At 70.6% G+C, this 18,306-nt stretch carries 15 protein-coding genes; 3 read left to right on the top strand and 12 right to left on the bottom strand.

What is annotated here, in order from left to right; translation table 11 throughout:
* Positions 1-42: 42 nt before the first annotated feature.
* The 12 genes from OHB00_RS19835 to OHB00_RS19780 all read right to left on the bottom strand — a co-directional run bounded on the left by OHB00_RS19835 (position 43) and on the right by OHB00_RS19780 (position 15,211).
* Positions 43-906 (bottom strand): DUF4429 domain-containing protein, encoded by an 864-nt coding sequence (locus tag OHB00_RS19835; protein ID WP_406436229.1) that lies wholly within the window; start codon positions 904-906, stop codon positions 43-45.
* 78 nt (positions 907-984) lie between these two features.
* Positions 985-2,754 carry an IucA/IucC family protein gene (locus OHB00_RS19830; RefSeq protein ID WP_406436228.1) on the bottom strand — a complete coding sequence of 590 codons (1,770 nt, stop codon included), beginning with the start codon at positions 2,752-2,754 and terminating at the stop codon, positions 985-987.
* Complete coding sequence (locus tag OHB00_RS19825) at positions 2,751-3,296, bottom strand: GNAT family N-acetyltransferase (RefSeq protein ID WP_406436227.1); 546 nt, start codon at positions 3,294-3,296, stop codon at positions 2,751-2,753. The genes OHB00_RS19830 and OHB00_RS19825 overlap by 4 nt, the downstream gene beginning before the upstream one ends.
* Positions 3,293-4,570, bottom strand: a complete 1,278-nt coding sequence (locus tag OHB00_RS19820) for a lysine N(6)-hydroxylase/L-ornithine N(5)-oxygenase family protein (protein ID WP_406436226.1) — start codon at positions 4,568-4,570, stop codon at positions 3,293-3,295. The genes OHB00_RS19825 and OHB00_RS19820 overlap by 4 nt, the downstream gene beginning before the upstream one ends.
* Positions 4,554-5,996 carry a lysine decarboxylase DesA gene (gene desA / locus OHB00_RS19815; protein ID WP_406436225.1) on the bottom strand — a complete coding sequence of 481 codons (1,443 nt, stop codon included), beginning with the start codon at positions 5,994-5,996 and terminating at the stop codon, positions 4,554-4,556. Before desA ends, OHB00_RS19820 begins: the two co-directional genes overlap by 17 nt.
* Positions 5,997-6,121: 125 nt before the next feature.
* Positions 6,122-6,958, bottom strand: coding sequence for a siderophore-interacting protein (locus OHB00_RS19810; RefSeq protein WP_406436224.1), 837 nt, complete (start codon positions 6,956-6,958; stop codon positions 6,122-6,124).
* Between the two features lie 59 nt (positions 6,959-7,017).
* Positions 7,018-8,064 (bottom strand): ABC transporter substrate-binding protein, encoded by a 1,047-nt coding sequence (locus OHB00_RS19805; protein ID WP_406436223.1) that lies wholly within the window; start codon positions 8,062-8,064, stop codon positions 7,018-7,020.
* A 110-nt stretch (positions 8,065-8,174) separates the two neighbouring features.
* Positions 8,175-9,035, bottom strand: a complete 861-nt coding sequence (locus tag OHB00_RS19800; RefSeq protein WP_406436222.1) for a putative RNA methyltransferase — start codon at positions 9,033-9,035, stop codon at positions 8,175-8,177.
* Positions 9,036-9,571: 536 nt separating this feature from the next.
* Complete coding sequence (locus tag OHB00_RS19795) at positions 9,572-10,732, bottom strand: acyl-CoA dehydrogenase family protein (protein ID WP_406436221.1); 1,161 nt, start codon at positions 10,730-10,732, stop codon at positions 9,572-9,574.
* 5 nt (positions 10,733-10,737) lie between these two features.
* On the bottom strand, positions 10,738-11,658 hold the full coding sequence (locus OHB00_RS19790) for a hydroxymethylglutaryl-CoA lyase (protein WP_406445884.1): 921 nt from the start codon (positions 11,656-11,658) through the stop codon (positions 10,738-10,740).
* 8 nt (positions 11,659-11,666) lie between these two features.
* Positions 11,667-13,583: an acetyl/propionyl/methylcrotonyl-CoA carboxylase subunit alpha gene (locus tag OHB00_RS19785; protein WP_406436220.1), complete on the bottom strand. Its 1,917-nt coding sequence runs from the start codon at positions 13,581-13,583 to the stop codon at positions 11,667-11,669.
* 11 nt (positions 13,584-13,594) lie between these two features.
* Positions 13,595-15,211: a carboxyl transferase domain-containing protein gene (locus tag OHB00_RS19780; RefSeq protein WP_406436219.1), complete on the bottom strand. Its 1,617-nt coding sequence runs from the start codon at positions 15,209-15,211 to the stop codon at positions 13,595-13,597.
* A gap of 85 nt (positions 15,212-15,296) precedes the next feature.
* On the opposite strand from OHB00_RS19780, the gene OHB00_RS19775 reads away from it, so the two are divergent.
* From OHB00_RS19775 to OHB00_RS19765, 3 genes are all read left to right on the top strand, one after another.
* The gene (locus tag OHB00_RS19775; protein ID WP_406436218.1) at positions 15,297-15,896 is read left to right on the top strand and encodes a TetR/AcrR family transcriptional regulator; all 600 of its coding nucleotides are present in this window, start codon (positions 15,297-15,299) and stop codon (positions 15,894-15,896) included.
* Between the two features lie 219 nt (positions 15,897-16,115).
* The gene (locus OHB00_RS19770) at positions 16,116-17,273 is read left to right on the top strand and encodes an acyl-CoA dehydrogenase family protein (RefSeq protein ID WP_406445882.1); all 1,158 of its coding nucleotides are present in this window, start codon (positions 16,116-16,118) and stop codon (positions 17,271-17,273) included.
* A 35-nt stretch (positions 17,274-17,308) separates the two neighbouring features.
* Positions 17,309-18,175: an acyl-CoA thioesterase gene (locus OHB00_RS19765; protein WP_406436217.1), complete on the top strand. Its 867-nt coding sequence runs from the start codon at positions 17,309-17,311 to the stop codon at positions 18,173-18,175.
* The last annotated feature ends 131 nt before the right edge of the window (positions 18,176-18,306 follow it).

Raw genomic sequence — 18,306 nt, 5'->3', positions numbered from 1 at the left:
CGCCCGGAAGGCAGGGCGCGGGCCACCACCCGCAGGCGGTCCTCACATGCGTCTGAGGACCGCCTGTTTGGCCATCGTGAACTCCTCGTCGGTGAGCACCCCCTCGCGGTGCAGCTCACCCAGCTCGCGCAGCCGGCGCAGCAACGCGTCGTGATCGGCCTCGGCCGCCGCCTCCGGCTCCCGGGGCACCTCCGGTAGGGCGGCCGCCGACGGATGCGGCAGCCGTGCCTGTACGGCCGCCGCCACCAGCGCCATCAGCGGATCCCGCCTGAACCCCCACAGCTCCACCGCGTTCGGGTCGTACGTGGCCCGCTCCCGGACCGGCGCACCGGCCACCCGGAACCGCAGATGGCCGTGGTCCAGCCCGGCGGACGGCTGCCACTCCACGCCGAGGATGTCCGCCAGGGCGATGGTGCGGGGACCCCCGGCGGCCTTGGCGTCCTCCGTCTTCCAGTTCCACTCCAGGCGCACCCGCTCCCCGTCGAACGACGCCGTGCCGTCCCCGGCGGAGACCGAGAGCGGCAGCGGCGGCCCCGGCAGCAGGTACTCGCGCACCGGCGTGCCCGGCACCCGCCGCTGCAGCAGAGCGTCGCGCACCTCGTCCGTGAAGTACTCGGCGACCCCGTACCGATCCGACTCGACGGTCAGCTGACAGGGGTCATCGGGTGCGGCGAGGCGGCCCCCGGTGGCGTCCAGCAGCGGATCGGCGCCGTCCCGCAGCCGCAGCCTCAGCCGCCCCTGCCTACGGCCCTGCTCGAACGAGATTCCCGCCAACGCGCCCAGCGGGACGACCAGTTCACCCAGGGCTCTGCGCAGCACACCGACGTTCTTGTCCCGGCCGGGGGTCAGCCGCAGGGCGTCGCCGTCGAAGGCCCAAGTGCCTTCTTTCTGGATGATTTCCACCATGCGCGGATTCTTCCACCGCGGAAACGACCGGCGGGCTGCCCCCGAGGACCGTACTCGGGGGCAGCCCGCCGCCCCGGATCAGAACCCCGCGACGGGATTTCTCAGGGTTCCGACCAGCTGGAGGGCGCCCGACGGATCCGCCAGGTCCACCATCTGCCTGTTGTTGCGCAGCTGGAGCCGGTTGAGGCAGGACAGCGCGAACTCGGGCGCGAACAGGTCGTACCGCTCGAACTTGTCGGCGAGTTCGGGCGCCGACTCCTGGTACTCGCGGGTGACCTCGGCGACCGTCCGCCAGAAGTCGTCCTCGGCCAGGACCCCCTCGGCCGCGAGGTTCGCGGCGAGGAAGCGGAAGAAGCAGTCGAAGACGTCCGTGAAGACGGAGAGGAGTTTCTTCTCCTCCGGGACGTCGACGCGCAGCCGCTCGACCGCCGGCGGCAGCACCGCGTCCGGGTCCATGACCGCGATCTCCTCGGCGATGTCCTTGTACACCGCCCGCTGGACCACCCCGTCCTTCAGCACCAGGATGACGTTCTCGCCGTGCGGCATGAACACCAGGTCGTAGGCGTAGAAGCTGTGCAGCAGCGGGGTGAAGTAGGCCCGCAGGTACGACCGCAGCCACTGCCTCGCGCCCAGCCCGCTCCGCTCGACCAGGGCCGCCGCGAAGGAGGCCCCCTCGTGGTCCACGTGGAGCAGGGAGGCCATGGTGGCCAGGGACTCGCCCTCCCGGAGGGACGTCACCGGGCTCTCCCGCCACAGCGCGGCCAGCATCTTGCGGTACGGCGAGTAGCGGTCGGTCGCCTTCTCGTACTCCAGGTGCCGGTAGCCGACGGCCGCACGCTCCCGGATGATCGACAGGCCGGTGGACTTGAGCACCGGGTCGTTCTCGATGAGCTGGGCCAGCCAGTCGTTGATGGCCGGGGTGGCCTCCATGTAGGCGGCCGAGAGCCCGCGCATGAAGCCCATGTTGAGGACCGAGAGAGCCGTCTTGACGTAGTGCTTCTCGGGGTGGGAGCGGTTGAAGAAGGTCCGGATGGACTGCTGGGCCAGGTACTCGTCGTCGCCCTCGCCCAGGCAGACCAGATACCCGCGCGCCACCTCGGCGGCGAAGGTGACGGTGAGCTTGTTCCACCACTGCCAGGGGTGGACCGGGATGAGGAGGTAGTCGGCGGGGTCCAGTCCCCGGTCGCGCAGGGCGCCGTCGAAACGCCCGACGGTCCCCTCACCCAGTTCCTCCCGCACGAAGGACTCGTACTCGATCCCCACCCCCGCCGTGAACGCGGCCCGCGACCTGTGCGCCGCCAGCCACACCAGCCGGACCGGGCTCGCGGTCTCGGGGGCGTACGACAGGTACTCGTGGACGCCGAAGCCGAGCCGTCCGTTGTTGGCGACGAAGCAGGGGTGGCCCTCGGTCATGCCGGTCTCGATGGCCTGGAAGCCGGAGTGGACCAGCTCGCCGACCGGGACCTGGGGCTTGGTGAGCTTGTAGCAGGTGCCGGAGAGGGTGGAGGAGATCTCCTCCAGGTAGACCGGCAGGATCTCGTCGCTCAGGCCCAGGGAGTCCTTCAGCTCGATGAAGAAGTCCAGGGCCGCGAGCGGGAGTTCGGAACCGTCGCGGGTACGGGCGATGGAGTCGGCGTCCACCTGCCAGTGGTCCAGGGCGCGGCGGACGGCGGTGAAGCGGTAGCGGGTGAGCCCGTCGTCGCTGCGCACGACATACGACTCCCCGTCCTGCTCCGGGGTGATCAGGCGCTCGTGCGCGAACTCGGCGAGCGCCTTGCGTATCAGGAGCTGGTTGGCCTTCTCCCAGCGCTCGGGGGACAGGTGGGCCACGGCGTCGGCGAGCGTCATACGGCGGCCACCGCCTTCTCGAACCGCTCCCGGGTGCAGTAGCTCAGCAACGCCTTCTTCTCCGGCTTCTGGATCTCCCGTACGGGCACGAACCCGACGGCCTCGTTCAGCGCGTGCACGGCCGTGTTGCGCACGTCCGGCTCGACGACGATGCGGCGGGCCGCCGGGTCCTCGAAGAGACGGCCGACGACGGCGGTGATGACGGCCTTCGTGAACCCGTGCACGGGCGTGTCCGTGGCGGGGGTGAGGAAGTGCATCCCGACGTCGCCGGGCTCGGGCTCGTACAGCCCGACCAGCTCGCGGTGGGCCGGGTCGTAGTGCTCCATGAGAAAGGCCGGCTCGCCGTCCTCGCCGAGGCCGAGGAGCGCGTGGTGGTGCTCGTCGGCCGCGATCTCCATGTACGCCCGCTCGACGTCCTCCAGCCGGGCGTCCTGCATCATCCAGTAGGCCGCCTTGGGGTGGGTGACCCAGCGGTGCAGCAGCTCGGCGTCCTTGAGGGGGGCGAGGGGCCGGAAGGCGAAGGTTGTCGTCATGGTCCTCATACTGCGAACTCCTGGAAGGCGATCGTCTTCTCCACCGGGTAGTACTCGGAGCCGAGCAGCTCGCGGATGATGTACGCGTTCCGGTAGGGGCCCATGCCCAGGTCGGGGCTGGTGATGCTGTGGGTGTGGACGCCGGCGTTCTGCAGGAAGACGCCCCGGCCGGTGACGTCGATCGCGTAGTTGCGGGCCACGTCGAAGTTTCCGTGCGTGTCGTACCGCAGCCGGTCCCGGACGGGCCTCAGGAACTCCGGCTCGGCGTACTTGTAGCCGGTGGCGAGGATCAGGCCCTGGGTCTCGATCTCGTAGTCCTTGCCCTGCTCCTCCTGGCGCAGCTTCAGGGTGTACGTGCCGTTGTCGTAAGCGGCCGCTTCCAGGGAGGAGTTGGTCAGCAGTCTGGTCGGGACCGGGCCGCCGAGGCTCTTCTGGTAGAGCAGGTCGAAGATCTCGTCGATCAGGTCGCCGTCGATGCCCTTGAAGAGGCCCTTCTGCTCGGCGGTGAGCCGGTAGCGGGTCGCCTCGGGCAGGGCGTGGTAGTAGTCGATGTACTCGGGGCTGGTCATCTCCAGCGTGAGCTTGGTGTATTCGAGGGGGAAGAAGCGGGGGGAGCGGGTCACCCAGTTCAGGCGGTAGCCGTGGACGTCGATCTCGCTCAGCAGGTCGTGATAGATCTCGGCGGCGGACTGGCCGCTGCCGACCAGCGTGATCGACTCCTTGGACCGGAGCGCCTCGCGATGCCCGAGGTACCGCGAGTTGTGCACGAGGTCACCGCCCAGGCCCTCGCAGGCCTCGGGGATGTGCGGCGGGGTGCCGGTGCCGAGGACCAGCCGGCGGGCGCGGTACGTCTCGCCGGCGGCCGTGTCGACGACGTACACCTCGTCCTCGTACCGGACCTCCGTGACCGTGGTGTGGAAGCGGACGTTGGTCAGCTTGTTCGCGGCCCAGCGGCAGTAGTCGTTGTACTCCACCCGCAGCGGATAGAAGTTCTCGCGGATGTAGAACGAGTACAGCCGCCCCTTCTCCTTCAGGTAGTTGAGGAAGGAGTACGGCGAGGTGGGGTCGGCCAGGGTGACCAGGTCCGACATGAACGGGGTCTGGAGGTGGGCGCCGTCCAGGAACATGCCGGCGTGCCACTCGAAGTCGGGCTTGGAGTCCAGGAAGACGCCGTCCAGTTCGGCGATCGGCTCGGTGAGGCAGGCCAGGCCGAGATTGAAGGGCCCGAGCCCGATCCCCACGAAGTCATGGACGGTGGTCGGGTTCTCAGGACGCGCGGTCAAGGGACTCTCCCAGGTACTGCTCGGCGTGGCCGGCGATCAGATCGAGGACGGCGGTGAGGTCGGCCGTCGTGGTCTCGGGGTTGAGCAGGGTGAACTTGAGGTACTGGCGGCCGCCGACCTTGGTGCCCGCGACCACGGCGTCGCCGGAGGCGAACAGGGCCTTGCGGGCATACAGGTTGGCGCGGTCGATCTCGGCCGGGTCGGTGACGGCGGCCGGGATGTAACGGAAGACGAGCGTGGAGAGGGCGGGCTCCACGACGACGTCGTAGCGGGGGTCGGCCACGAGCAGCTTCCAGCCCTCGGCCGCCAGCTCGCAGACCTCGTCGAAGAGTTCGCCGATGCCGTCGGCGCCCATGGTGCGCAGGGTCATCCACAGCTTGAGGGCGTCGAAACGGCGGGTGGTCTGCAGGGACTTGTCGACCTGGTTGGGGATGCGCTCCTGCACCGTCCGGCGCGGGTTGAGGTACTCCGCGTGGTAGGTGGCGTGCCGCAGGGTGGCCGTGTCCCTGACCAGCACGGCGGACGAACTCACCGGCTGGAAGAAGGACTTGTGGTAGTCCACGGTGACCGAGTCGGCCCGCTCGATGCCGGCGAGCCGGTCCCGGTGCCGCAGCGAGGCGAGCAGTCCGCAGCCGTAGGCCGCGTCGACGTGCATCCACACCCCGTACCGCGCGCACAGCTCGGCGATCTCCGGCAGCGGGTCGATGGAGCCGAAGTCGGTGGTGCCGGCGGTGGCGACGACCGCCATCGGCACCAGGCCGTCCCGCTTGCAGCGCTCCAGTTCGCGGGCGAGGACGACGGTCTGCATCCGCTTGTCGGCGCCGACGGGGACCGCGACCACCGCGTCCTGGCCGAGACCGAGCAGTTTCGCCGACTTCTGCACGCTGAAGTGGCTGACCTCGGAGGCGAAGATCCGCAGCCCGGCCAGGCTGTCGGTCTTCGCCTCCTCCCTGGCCAGCAGCAGCGCCTGGAGGTTGGACTGGGTGCCGCCGGAGGTGAACACGCCGTCGGCGGCCTCGCCGAAGCCGATGCGGGCGGTCGTCCAGTCGATCAGCTTCCGCTCGATGAGGGTGCCGCCGGCCGACTGGTCCCAGGTGTCCAGGGAGGAGTTGACGGCGGAGAGCACCGCCTCGCCGAGCACCGCCGGGATGACCACCGGGCAGTTGAGGTGGGCGAGGTAGCGGGGGTGGTGGAAGTAGACGGCGTCCCGGAGGTAGACGTCCTCCAGTTCGTCCAGGACCGCGGTGGTGTCGTGCAGCGGGCGGTCCAGGTCGATGCCGTCGATGAGCGGAGCGAGGGCGTCGACGGTGACACCCGTGAACGGTCGGTCGGTGGTGGCGAGTTTGGCCGCCACCCGCTCTACTCCTTCGGTCACGGAGCTGCGGTAGTGCTCCGCGGTCAGGTCATTGAGCAGGTTCGAGCGCATGAGGGGGGCCTCCGGGACGATCCGTGCGGGGGAGAGGAGTGATCGACTTGACTTAGGTTAGCCTAACCTAAGTAACGCGAGCGAAACGCTGCCCCTCCCGTGACAGCCGTCACGTCTGCCCTGGACTACTCGCCGGCCGCCCGGAGTTGTTCCTCCGTCAGGCCGTCCCGCCAGTACCCGACGAAGGTGACCCGCCGCCGGTCGAGCCCGCGCTCGCCGACGAGGTGCCGGCGCAGCTCCTTCACCCGCCCCGACTCCCCGGCGATCCAGGCGTACGGGTGCGTGTGGGGCGGGAGTCGCGCGCCGCGGATCTCCTCGGCCGCGCCGCGGCCGCCCACCAGCCAGGTGATCTCCGCGTCCGCCTCGGTGGCCACGTCCTGGACGTCCCCGGCGCAGGGCACCTCCAGCCAGGCACGTACGCGAGTGCCCGCGGGCAGCGATTCGAGGATGCCGGTCGCGGCCGGTACGGCGGTCTCGTCGCCCCAGAGCAGCACCAGGTCGGTGTCCTCGGGCGGCCGGAAGCGGATCGCCCGGTTGTCGGCGACGGCAGGCCCGAGCAGGATCACCCGGTCGCCGGCGCGGGCCCGCGACGCCCACCGGGAGGCGGGCCCGGCGGGGGCGGCCGCGCCCGGCCCGACCCCGTGCAGCACGAAGTCGATGTCGATCTCGTCGGGGTCCCGGCGCAGTGCCCGCAGGGTGTACGACCGCATCACGGCCCGTACGTCGTCCGGGAGTTCACGCCAGCCCTGCCACCAGCTGTCGCCGAGCTCGACCGGCACGGCGGGCTCGGTGTGCCCCTCGGCCGGAAGGAACAGGGAGAGGGACTGATCGCGTCCGTGGGAGTGGAAGTGCGCCAGCTCGGCGCCGGCGAAGGTGATCCGGACCAGAGACGGACCGAGCCGCCTCGTCCGTACGACCCGGAGGGAGAAGAAGCGGAACGGGGCGGCTACGGCCGTCGTCATATGTGCTCCTGAGGCTCAGGAAGTTGTGTGACGTGCTGGGGTGGGAAGGGGCTCGGGGGTCAGCTGACCTTCTTCGCCGTCTCGATCGCCTTGGCGAGGTTCTCCACCATCGCCACGCACTTGTCGTAGGAGAAGATCGGCTCGGGGGAGCGGGCGATGACCTGGCCGGCCTTGACCGCGGGGAGCTTCTTCCAGGTGGCCTGGGTGATGTCGGCGGGCTGGATGGTCGCCGTACGGTCGTCCATCATGATGATGTCGGCCTGGTACTTGTCGACGTTCTCCCAGCTCAGCGACTCGTACCAGCCGCCGCTCGCCTTCAGTACGGACGCCGACGGCTCGACGAGGTTCACGCCGAGGGCCTTGAAGTACTCCAGGTCCACGGAGAGGTCGGAGCCGGAGACGTAGAACAGGTCCTGCGCGGCGGAACCGGCCATCACCTTGATGTCGGGGTGCGCCTTGGCGGCGGCACGCAGCCGGGACGACGCCTCCTCGAACCGCTTCTTCGCGTCGGTCACCTTGCTCGCCGTCATGTCCGCGCCGAGCGACTCGGCGAGTGCCCAGACGCGCTGGAGCGGGACGGTGAGCTGACGGTCGTAGGCCGAGATGCCGACGCTCGGGGCGAGCTTGGCGATCTTGTCCTTGGACTCGTCCGGGACGTACCAGAGGGTGCCGGCGCCGTCGAACATCGTGGTGATGAGGACGTCGGGGGCGAGCGCCGCGTACTTCTCGACGTTGAACTGCCCCCACTCGTTGCCGAGGATGGTCAGCTTGCTGATGTCCATGTCACCGGCCTGGACGTCGGCCTTGCCGGCCTTCGTCTTCGTCGGCCCGAAGACGCCCTTCACGCCGATGCCGTAGTCGTACAGCGCGGCGGCGACCCCGACGAACGCGACGATGTTCGCCGGGACCTCGTCCAGCTTCACCGTGGTCCCCCGGTCGTCCTTGAACGTCCACGGGCCGGACTTGGCGGCCGTCGTCTCCTTGCCGGAGGAGCCGCTTTTCGCGTCGTCGTCACCGCAGGCCGCGAGCGCGGCGCCGAGACCGAGGGCGCCACCGGCGGCGAGGACGCCACGGCGGGTGAGGTGGGCTGCTCTGACGTTGGACATGAGGATGGCCGCTTTCGGACGTGCGGAAACACCGCCGGACAAGTCGTTGCTTAGGTTAGCCTAACCTCAGATCTTGTCCAGGGGCCAGGCCCTGCCGCGCCTGTTCGCGTTCACCGAGGCCGATAGGCGGTGGCCAGCACCGAGACGGTGATCCGGTCGGGCCAGGGGCCGTCGCCGCAGAGCTCCGCATCGCTCAAGTGCCGTGCGCTCGGCGTCATTTCGAGCAGGCTCAGAGCCTCCTCCCTGGCCAGGGACACCCCGTACTCCACCTGTTCGGTGGCGGCGACGGCGAAGAAGGGATCCAGCGCCCGGTGCAGGCGCTGTTCCTTGGCCGGGTCGATCGTCACCATCGCGGGCAGTGGCTCCCGCAGTTCGGCGAGGTGCCGCCCGGTGGGGCGGACCACGATCAGCCGGCCGGTCGGGCGCAGTACCCGGTGGAACTCGGCCGGGTTGCGAGGGGCGAAGACGTCCAGCACGACGTCAGCGACCGCCGTCGCCAGCGGAAAGGGACGGAAGACGTCCCAGGCCGCGGCGGCGGCCCGGTCATGGGCCCGCGCCGCCGAACGCAGCGCGCGCACCGACGAGTCCAGCCCGAGGCCGCGGGCCCCGGGCATCCGGTCGAGAACACCGGCCAGGTAGTAGGCCGTCCCGCAGCCCACGTCCAAAACCGTGCCCCGCCCGGGCGCGGAGCCGGCCGCCAGACTCGCGACGACATCTCGGACGGGCGCGTAACTGCCGGTGGACAGAAACCGTTCCCGTGCCTGGACCATCGCCGCGTCGTCACCACTGGCGGCACGGGTGCCGGTCAGCAGGCCGACGTAGCCGTGACGGGCGACGTCGAAGGTGTGGCCCGCAGGGCAGCGCAGCGCGCCGCGACGGGGGCGCAGGCGGCGCAGGCCGTCCGCGCGGCAGGCAGGGCAGCACAACAGGTCGAGAGCGAGGTGGAGGGCAGGGGGAAGCGACACGGGCACGAGGCACTCCTGGCGACGGTGAGGGAAGGGACCGTGCCTGCACACGCACACAGAAGGCGACCGCCGCCGCATGGCGGAACGGGCGGCGCCGGATACCTGTTTCACACAGCAGGCACACCAGCGAGGGCGACGCCGACCGGCCTCGCCCTCAACACCTTCCGATCAGAGGAAGCAGCAGTGCGGGATGCTCATGAATGCCACGCGAGGAGTCTACGAGCTCTGATACGGCAGCTGTAAGTCGTGATCTTCGTCGTGGGGTCACGTCGCCGCTGCCTGCCGCGACGGTTGTGGCCGCGGGCGAGGGCGTCCGAAGGCTGCCCTTAGCTCGGTAAGCACAACCATGTGCCCGGCTGTCCAACTCAGCGAGGTCAGCCCCTGTGTCAGCCCGAAGTGCCCGCAGCTCCCCGAGTCGGGGGCACCACGCGCTTCGCGATGGGGGTGACCACCAGCGGCATCCTTCTCACGCGCCCAGTGATCCTGCCTGACCTTGTCGCCGGGCAGAGCGGGCCGCGCCCGGAAGGATGCCGCGGGAAGAGTCAGCTGACCAGCCCCAACTCCCGGGCGATCAGCATCCGCTGCACCTCGCTCGTGCCCTCGCCGATTTCCAGGATCTTGGAGTCGCGCCACATGCGGGCCACCGGGTACTCGTTCATGAAGCCGTAGCCGCCGTGGATCTGGGTGGCGTCGCGGGCGTTGTCGACGGCGATGGTGGAGGAGTGGAGCTTGGCGAGGGCCGCTTCCTTCTTGAAGGGCTCGCCGGCGACCAGGCGGGAGGCCGCGTCGCGCCAGGCCAGGCGGGCGGTGTGGGCCTTCATCTCCATGTCGGCGATCTTGAACTGGATGGCCTGGTTGGCGCCGATGGGGCGGCCGAAGGCATGGCGTTCCTTCGCGTACTTGACGGACTCGTCCACGCAGCCCTGGGCCAGACCGGTGGCCAGGGCCGCGATGGCGACGCGGCCCTCGTCGAGGATGCGGAGGAACTGGGCGTAGCCGCGGCCCTCCTCGCCGAGCAGGTTGGCGGCGGGGACCCGGACGTCGGCGAAGGACAGCTCGCGGGTGTCGGAGGCGTTCCAGCCGACCTTGGAGTACGGGGCGGCGACCGTGAAGCCGGGGGTCCCGGACGGCACGATGATCGAGGAGATCAGCGGCTTGCCGTCGGGCTTGCGGCCGGTCACCGCGGTGACCGTCACCAACCCCGTGATGTCCGTGCCCGAGTTGGTGATGAAGCACTTGCTGCCGTTGATCACCCACTCGGAGGTCGCGGGGTCCAGGCGGGCCGTCGTACGAGTGGCGCCGGCGTCGCTGCCGCCGTCGGGTTCCGTGAGGCCGAAGGCGCCCAGGATCTCGCCGGAGCAGAGGCGGGGGAGCCATTCGCGCTTCTGGGCGTCGGTGCCGTAGAGGTGGAGGGGCATGGCGCCGAGGGAGACTCCGGCTTCGAGCGTGATGGCCACCGACGAGTCGACTCGGGCCAGCTCCTCCAGGACGATGCCGAGGGCCAGGTAGTCGCCGCCCATCCCGCCGTACTCCTCGGGGAACGGCAGCCCGAACAGGCCCATCCGGCCCATCTCGCGGACGATCTCGTACGGGAACTCGTGCCGCTCGTAGAAGTCGCCGATCTTCGGCGCCACGACGTCGTGCGCGAACTCCTCCACCGTACGGCGGAGTTCTTCCAGTTCGGGGGAGAGGCGGTGGTCCATGGTCGTCACTCCTGGTGGGAGAGGGCGCGGACGGTACGGGACGGGCTGGGTCGGCCCAGTTGTTCGGCCATCCACACGCTGGTGGCGGTGAGGCGGCCGAGGTCGACTCCGGTCTCGATGCCGAGGCCCTGGAGCATCCAGACCAGGTCCTCGGTGGCGAGGTTGCCGGTGGCGGACTTGGCGTACGGGCAGCCGCCGAGCCCGCCGGCGGACGCGTCGACCGTCGTCACGCCGTGTTCCAGGGCCGCGTAGGTGTTGGCGAGCGCCTGGCCGTAGGTGTCGTGGAAGTGCACGCCGATGACGTTCGTCGGCACGCCCTCCTCGTTGAGCAGGGAGAGCAGCTCCAGGACGTGGCCGGGGGTGGCCACGCCGATCGTGTCGCCCAGGCTCAGCTCGTCGCAGCCCATGTCGCGCAGCGCCTTGCAGACACGGACCACCTGGTGGAGGGGGACCGCGCCTTCCCAGGGGTCGCCGAAGCACATCGAGACGTAACCGCGGACGTGCACGCCGGCGTCCTTCGCCTGCCGCACGACCGGGTCGAAGACGGCCAGGGACTCGTCCAGCGAGCGGTTGAGGTTGGCCTTGGCGAAGGACTCGGTGGCGCTGGCGAAGACGGCGACCCGGCGGGCGCCGAGGCCGAGCGCGCGGTCCAGGCCGCGCTGGTTGGGGACGAGGACGGGGAGACAGACGCCCCGAAGACCGGCGAGCTGCGGGAACAGGTCCTCCGCGTCGGCCAGTTGGGGTACCCACTTCGGGTGGACGAAGCTCGTCGCCTCGATCGTGGTCAGGCCCGCGTCGGCCAGGCGGTGGATGAACTCGGCCTTCACCGACGTCGGTACGGCCGTCTTCTCGTTCTGCAGGCCGTCACGCGCGCCGACCTCGTGGATCCGGACGCGCGCGGGGAGGTCGGTCGCCGGTACGACCATGGGGAGTGTCACTGGTCCTCCTCTGCCGGGGTGATCACGGCCAGCACCTGGTCCATGGCGACCGTGGCACCCGGCTTCACATCGAGTTCGGCGACCGTGCCGGCGTGCGGGGCGGAGATGACGTGCTCCATCTTCATGGCCTCCACCACCAGCAGGCTCTGCCCGGCGGTGACTTCGTCCCCCACCGCGACCTTCACGACGGTCACCGTGCCGGGCATCGGCGCGGTGAGGGAATCGGCCCCCGCGTGCCCCACACGCGTGAGGGACGCGGTGACCGGGTCGTGGTCGCGGACGTGCCAGGCGTCGCCGTCGCGGCCGATCCAGTCGGCGGCGCGGTGGAAGGTGTGCCGGACGCCGTCGAGAACCACCGACACGCGGTCGGCGGTGACGGTGTGCGTGCCGCGCGGGGTGTACTCCACCGGGTCCTGCACCCGGAGGTGGAAGCCGACCGGCTTGGGCGTACCGCCGAGCCGCCAGCCACCCGGCACCGAGAACGGATCCGTCCAGCCCCCGTCCGCGACCGGCTTCAGTGCCTCCAGCCGTACGGCCGCCGCCGCCTCGTAGACCTCGTCCGGTACGTCCGTGGCGACCAGGTCGTCCACCACCCGCTCGACCAGACCGGTGTCCAGCTCGGCCGCCACGACCGCCGGATGGGCGAGGAGCCGGCGCAGGAAACCGGCGTTGGTCTGCACGCCCAGGGTGACCGTCTCCGCGAGGGCCGCGCGCAGCTTCCGGAGCGCGGTCTCGCGGTCCGGACCGTACGCGATCACCTTGGACAGCATCGGGTCGTAGAGGCTGCCGACCTCGGAGCCCTCGCTGAGGCCGGAGTCGGTGCGCACGCCGTCGCCGTGCGGTTCGCGCAACAGCAGCACCGTGCCGCCGGTGGGCAGGAAGCCGCGGGCCGGGTCCTCGGCGCAGATCCGGGCCTCGACCGCGTGCCCGGTGAGCGTGATGTCGCCCTGGGCGAAGGGCAGCCGCTCGCCCGCCGCCACCCGCAGCTGCCACTCCACCAGGTCCACGCCGGTGACCAGTTCGGTGACCGGGTGCTCCACCTGGAGGCGGGTGTTCATCTCCATGAAGTAGTACGACGTGGGGTCCCCGCCCGGCACGATGAACTCCACCGTGCCCGCGCCGACGTACCCGCACGAGCGCGCCGCCTGTACCGCCGCCTCGCCCATCGCGGCCCGCGTCGCCTCGTCGAGCAGGACCGAGGGCGCCTCCTCGATCACCTTCTGGTGCCGCCGCTGGAGCGAGCACTCGCGTTCGCCGAGGTGGACGACGTTGCCGTGGCCGTCGGCCAGTACCTGGATCTCGATGTGCCGGGGGCGGTCGATCCACCGCTCGACGAGGAGCGTGTCGTCGCCGAAGGAGGAGCGGGCCTCGCGGCGGGCGGCGGCGATCTCGTCGTCCAGGACCCCCAGGTCGCGCACCAGCCGCATGCCCTTGCCACCGCCGCCGGCGGAGGGCTTGAGCAGCACCGGCGCGCCCAGCGCACGGGCCGCGTCCGCCAGTTCCGGGTCACGGCCGCCGGGCACCACCGGCACCCCGGCCGCCGCCACCGTCTCCTTGGCCCGGATCTTGTCGCCCATCAGCGCGATCGCGGCCGCGGGCGGCCCGATGAAGACCAGCCCGGCCTCCTCGCAGGCCCGCGCGAAGGCCGCGTTCTCGGCGAGGAAGCCGTAGCCCGGGTGGACGGCCCGGGCGCCGCCGGCAGCGGCCGCCGCCAGCAGCCGCGCCACGGACAGATAGCTCTCGGCCGCCGGCGCCGGACCGAGCCGGACCGCCGTGTCGGCCTCGCGGACATGCCGCGCGTCGGCGTCGGCGTCGGAGTACACGGCCACCGAGCGGATGCCCAGCGAGCGCAGCGTACGGATGACCCGGACGGCGATCTCGCCCCGGTTGGCCACGAGTACGGTGTCGAACACGAGTCCCCTCCTCACATCCGGAAGACGCCGAACCGGGGCTCACCCAGCGGCGCGTTGCCACAGGCCGTCAGGGCCAGTCCCAGCACCTGCCGGGTGTCGAGGGGGTCGATGACCCCGTCGTCCCAGAGGCGGGCGGTCGCGTAGTAGGCGTTGCCCTGGCGCTCGTACTGGGCGCGGACGGGCGCCTTGAACGCCTCTTCCTCGTCGGCCGGCCACTCCTCGCCGCGGGCCTCCAGCTGGTCCCGCTTGACGGTCGCCAGCACCGACGCGGCCTGTTCGCCGCCCATCACCGAGATCTTGGCGTTGGGCCACATCCACAGGAAGCGGGGGGAGTAGGCCCGGCCGCACATGGAGTAGTTGCCGGCGCCGTACGACCCGCCGACCACCACCGTCAGCTTCGGGACCCGGGTGCAGGCCACCGCCGTGACCATCTTCGCGCCGTGCTTGGCGATGCCGCCGGCCTCGTAGTCCTTGCCGACCATGAAGCCGGAGATGTTCTGCAGGAAGACCAGCGGGATGCCGCGCTGGTCGCACAGCTCGATGAAGTGGGCGCCCTTCTGGGCGGACTCCGAGAAGAGGATGCCGTTGTTGGCGACGATGCCGACCGGGTGGCCGTGGATGCGGGCGAAGCCGGTGACGAGGGTCTGCCCGAACTCGGCCTTGAACTCGGCGAACCGGGAGCCGTCGACGACGCGGGCGATGATCTCGCGCACGTCGTAGGGGGTGCGGGAGTCGACCGGGACGGCGCCGTAGATGCCGTAGGGGTCGGCCTTGGGCTCGGTGACGGGCGCGACCTCCCAGGGCAGCGCGCGCCGGGCCGGCAGCGTGGCGACGATGTTCCGGACGATGCGCAGGGCGTGCGCGTCGTCCTCGGCGAGGTGGTCGGTGACGCCGGAGATCCGGGAGTGGACCTCGCCGCCGCCCAGCTCCTCGGCGGTGACGACCTCGCCGGTGGCGGCCTTCACGAGGGGCGGGCCGCCGAGGAAGATCGTGCCCTGGTTCCGGACGATGACGGCTTCGTCGCTCATGGCCGGGACGTACGCGCCACCCGCCGTGCACGAGCCGAGGACGGCGGCGATCTGCGGGATGCCGGCCCCGGACATCCGGGCCTGGTTGTAGAAGATCCGCCCGAAGTGGTCGCGGTCCGGGAAGACCTCGTCCTGCATGGGCAGGAACGCGCCACCGGAGTCGACCAGGTACACGCACGGCAGACGGTTGTCGAGGGCCACCTCCTGCGCGCGCAGGTGCTTCTTCACGGTCATCGGGTAGTACGTGCCGCCCTTGACCGTGGCGTCGTTGGCGACGATCACGCACTCGCGGCCACTGACCCGGCCGATCCCGGCGATCACACCGGCCGCCGGGGCCGCCCCCTCGTACATCCCGTCGGCGGCCAGGGGGGCCAGCTCCAGGAACGGGGAGCCGGGGTCGAGAAGCGTGTCCACCCGGTCCCTGGGCAGCAGCTTCCCCCGCGCGGTGTGCCGGGCCCGCGCCTTCTCGCCGCCGCCCAGCGCGGCCGCGGCGAGCTTGGCGCGGAGCTCCTCGACGAGGACGCGGTGTGCCTCCTCGTTGGCCCGAAAGGCCTCCGACGCGGGGTCTGCCGCGCTGTGAAGCTCCGGTGCCTGGTCCATGCCGCGATCCCCTCATCTTGTTAATGAGCGTTAACGCATTTCCTATAGGTTAACGACCGCTAACCTCCCTGTCTAGAATTGCCCCATGGTCACGAGAACCGACGCCCTGAGCCGCCGCGAGCAGATCCTCAAGGAGGCCGCCCGGCTGTTCGCCGAGCGCGGCTTCCACGGCGTCGGCGTGGACGAGATAGGGGCCGCGGTCGGCATCAGCGGGCCCGGTCTCTACCGGCACTTCGCGGGCAAGGACGCGATGCTCGCGGAGCTGCTGGTGGGGATCAGCGGGCAGCTGCTGACGGGGGCCAGGCGCCGCCTGGCGGAGGCCGACGGGGGCACCGCGCCCTCGGCGGTCCTGGACTCCCTCATCGAGGGCCACATCGACTTCGCCCTCGACGACCGTCCACTGATCACCCTGCACGACCGGGAGCTGGACCGCTTGCGCGACAGCGACCGGAAACTGGTGCGGCAGCTGCAGCGGCAGTACGTCGAGCTGTGGGTGGAGGTGCTCCGGGGCGTCTACCCGGCGCTCCCCGAGCCGGCGGCCCGCTCGGCGGTCCACTCGGTCTTCGGCCTCCTGAACTCCACCCCGCACTTGGGCCGACCGGGTTCGCTGCCCGGCCGTGCGGCGACGGCGGTCCTGCTGCACCGGATGGCGAGGGGCGCGTTCGAGGCGGCAGCGAAGGAGTGACGGCCGGGAGGCGGTCCGGGTGCCGCCGAGTGCCATCGTCGTGGTCGGTCGCCGTCGCGGGGGCATACTTTGCCGGCGGGGCCGGAAGGGTTCTGCCGGTGGCGTGACGAGCGTTACGCCCTCGCCCCGCTTCTCACCCTGGACCCGTCGCCCTACCCGCCGGTACCTTGGGCTCTGAGCAAGCGCTTAGACATGCCGAAGTCCGTGGAGGTGGCGGCCGTGCGCCGTACGTTGTTCGACGAGGATCACGAGGCGTTCCGGGAGACCATCCGCGCCTTCATCGAGGCCGAGGTCGTACCCGTCTACGACGAGTGGTTCGCCGCAGGCCAGGCCCCCCGGGACTTCTACTACAAGCTCGCCGAGCTCGGCGTCTTCGGTATCCGTGTCGACGAGGAGTACGGCGGCGCCGGCATCGACTCCTACAAGTTCGAGGCCGTCCTGTACGAGGAGACCGCCCGTGCGGGCGTCGCCTTCGGCGGTTCCGGCGTGCACGTGCTGCTCGGCCTGCCGTACATAAAGCTGCTGGCGACCGACGAGCAGAAGAAGCGGTACCTGCCGAAGTTCGTCTCCGGCGAGGAGATGTGGGCCATCGCGATGACCGAGCCGGGCACCGGCTCCGACCTCGCGGGCATGAAGACCACCGCCAAGCTCAGCGAGGACGGCACGCACTACGTCCTCAACGGCGCCAAGACGTTCATCACGGGTGGCGTGCACGCCGACCGGATGATCGTGTGCGCCCGGACCTCGGCGCCCACCAAGGAGGACCGCCGGCACGGCATCTCCCTCTTCGTGGTGGACACGAAGGCGGAGGGCTACTCGGTCGGCCGCAAGCTCGACAAGCTGGGGCTCAAGACCTCCGACACCGCCGAGCTGGCGTTCGTCGACGTCAAGATCCCCGTCGAGGACCTCCTCGGCGAGGAGAACAAGGGCTTCTACTACCTCGGCCACAACCTCGCCTCCGAGCGCTGGGGCATCGCCTTCGGCGCCTACGCGCAGGCCAAGGCCGCCGTCCGGTTCGCCAAGCAGTACGTCCAGGACCGCGTCGTCTTCGGCCAGCCCGTCGCCGCCTTCCAGAACACCAAGTTCGAGCTGGCCGCCTGCCAGGCCGAGGTGGACGCCGCCGAGGCCGTCGTGGACCGCGCCACCGAGGCCCTGGACGCCGGTGAGCTGACCCCGGCCGAGGCCGCCAGCGCGAAGCTGTTCACCACCGAGGTCGCGCACCGCGTGATCGACCGCTGCCTCCAGCTGCACGGCGGCTACGGCTTCATGAACGAGTACCCGATCGCCCGCCTGTACGCGGACAACCGCGTCAACCGCATCTACGGCGGCACCAGCGAGATCATGAAGACGATCATCGCGAAGGACATGGGCCTGTAGGGCTGCCGCAACAACCCGCCAGTAGAAAAGGTGCCATGAACCAGGCACTAAGTGATCTCCTCGACCTGCTCGACCTGGAGCAGATCGAGGAGAACATCTTCCGCGGCCAGTCCCGGTCCGCCGTCGTCCCGCGCGTCTTCGGCGGACAGGTCGCGGCCCAGGCGCTGGTCGCCGCCGGGCGCACCGTCCCGGCGGACCGGCACGCCCACTCGCTGCACGCGTACTTCCTGCGCCCCGGCGACCCGGGCGCGCCCATCGTCTACACCGTGGAGCGCATCCGCGACGGCCGCTCCTTCACCACCCGGCGCGCGGTCGCCGTCCAGCACGGCCGGCCGATCTTCACCCTGTCGGCCTCCTTCCAGCTGGACGAGGAGGGGCTCGACCACCAGACCCCGATGCCGCCCGCGCCCGACCCGGCGACCCTGCCCACCTCGGCGGACCGCTTCCGCGACTACGGTCACCTCGACCCCGCTGTCGTGGAGAAGTTTCTTGAGGCCCGCGAGGCGATCGACCTGCGGTACGTCGAGGAGCCGCCGTTCGGCAAGTACGGCGAGCCGCGCGAGCCGCACAGCCAGGTGTGGTTCCGCACCAACGGCAAGCTCGACGACGACCCCCTGCTGCACGTCGTCCTCGCGACCTACGTCTCCGACATGACCCTCCTGGACTCCGTCCTGCTCGCGCACGGCCGCGGCGGCTGGGCGGTCGGGGACGTGGTGGGCGCCTCGCTCGACCACGCCATGTGGTTCCACCGGCCGTTCCGCGCCGACGAGTGGCTGCTGTACGACCAGGAGTCGCCGTCCGCGCACGGCGGCCGCGGACTCGGCCAGGCCCGGATCTACACCCAGGACGGGTCACTCGCCATTTCCGTGATCCAGGAGGGTGTGATCCGCGTCCCCCGGTAGAACCGGATACCGAGGGGCCCCGACCCCGCCCCGGGGCCGATACCGGATCCGCTTTCCGGACCGGTTCCGGGGCCGTGAGCTCGGCCGATCACGGGTGGTGACCGTACGAGGTGCCGTCGCCTTTGTAACGA

Origin of the sequence: Streptomyces sp. NBC_00631 (assembly GCF_045206895.1) — a bacterium.
GTDB lineage: Bacteria > Actinomycetota > Actinomycetes > Streptomycetales > Streptomycetaceae > Streptomyces.
Note: the sequence above shows the minus strand (reverse complement) of the source record. Positions and strands in the feature narration are given on the sequence as shown.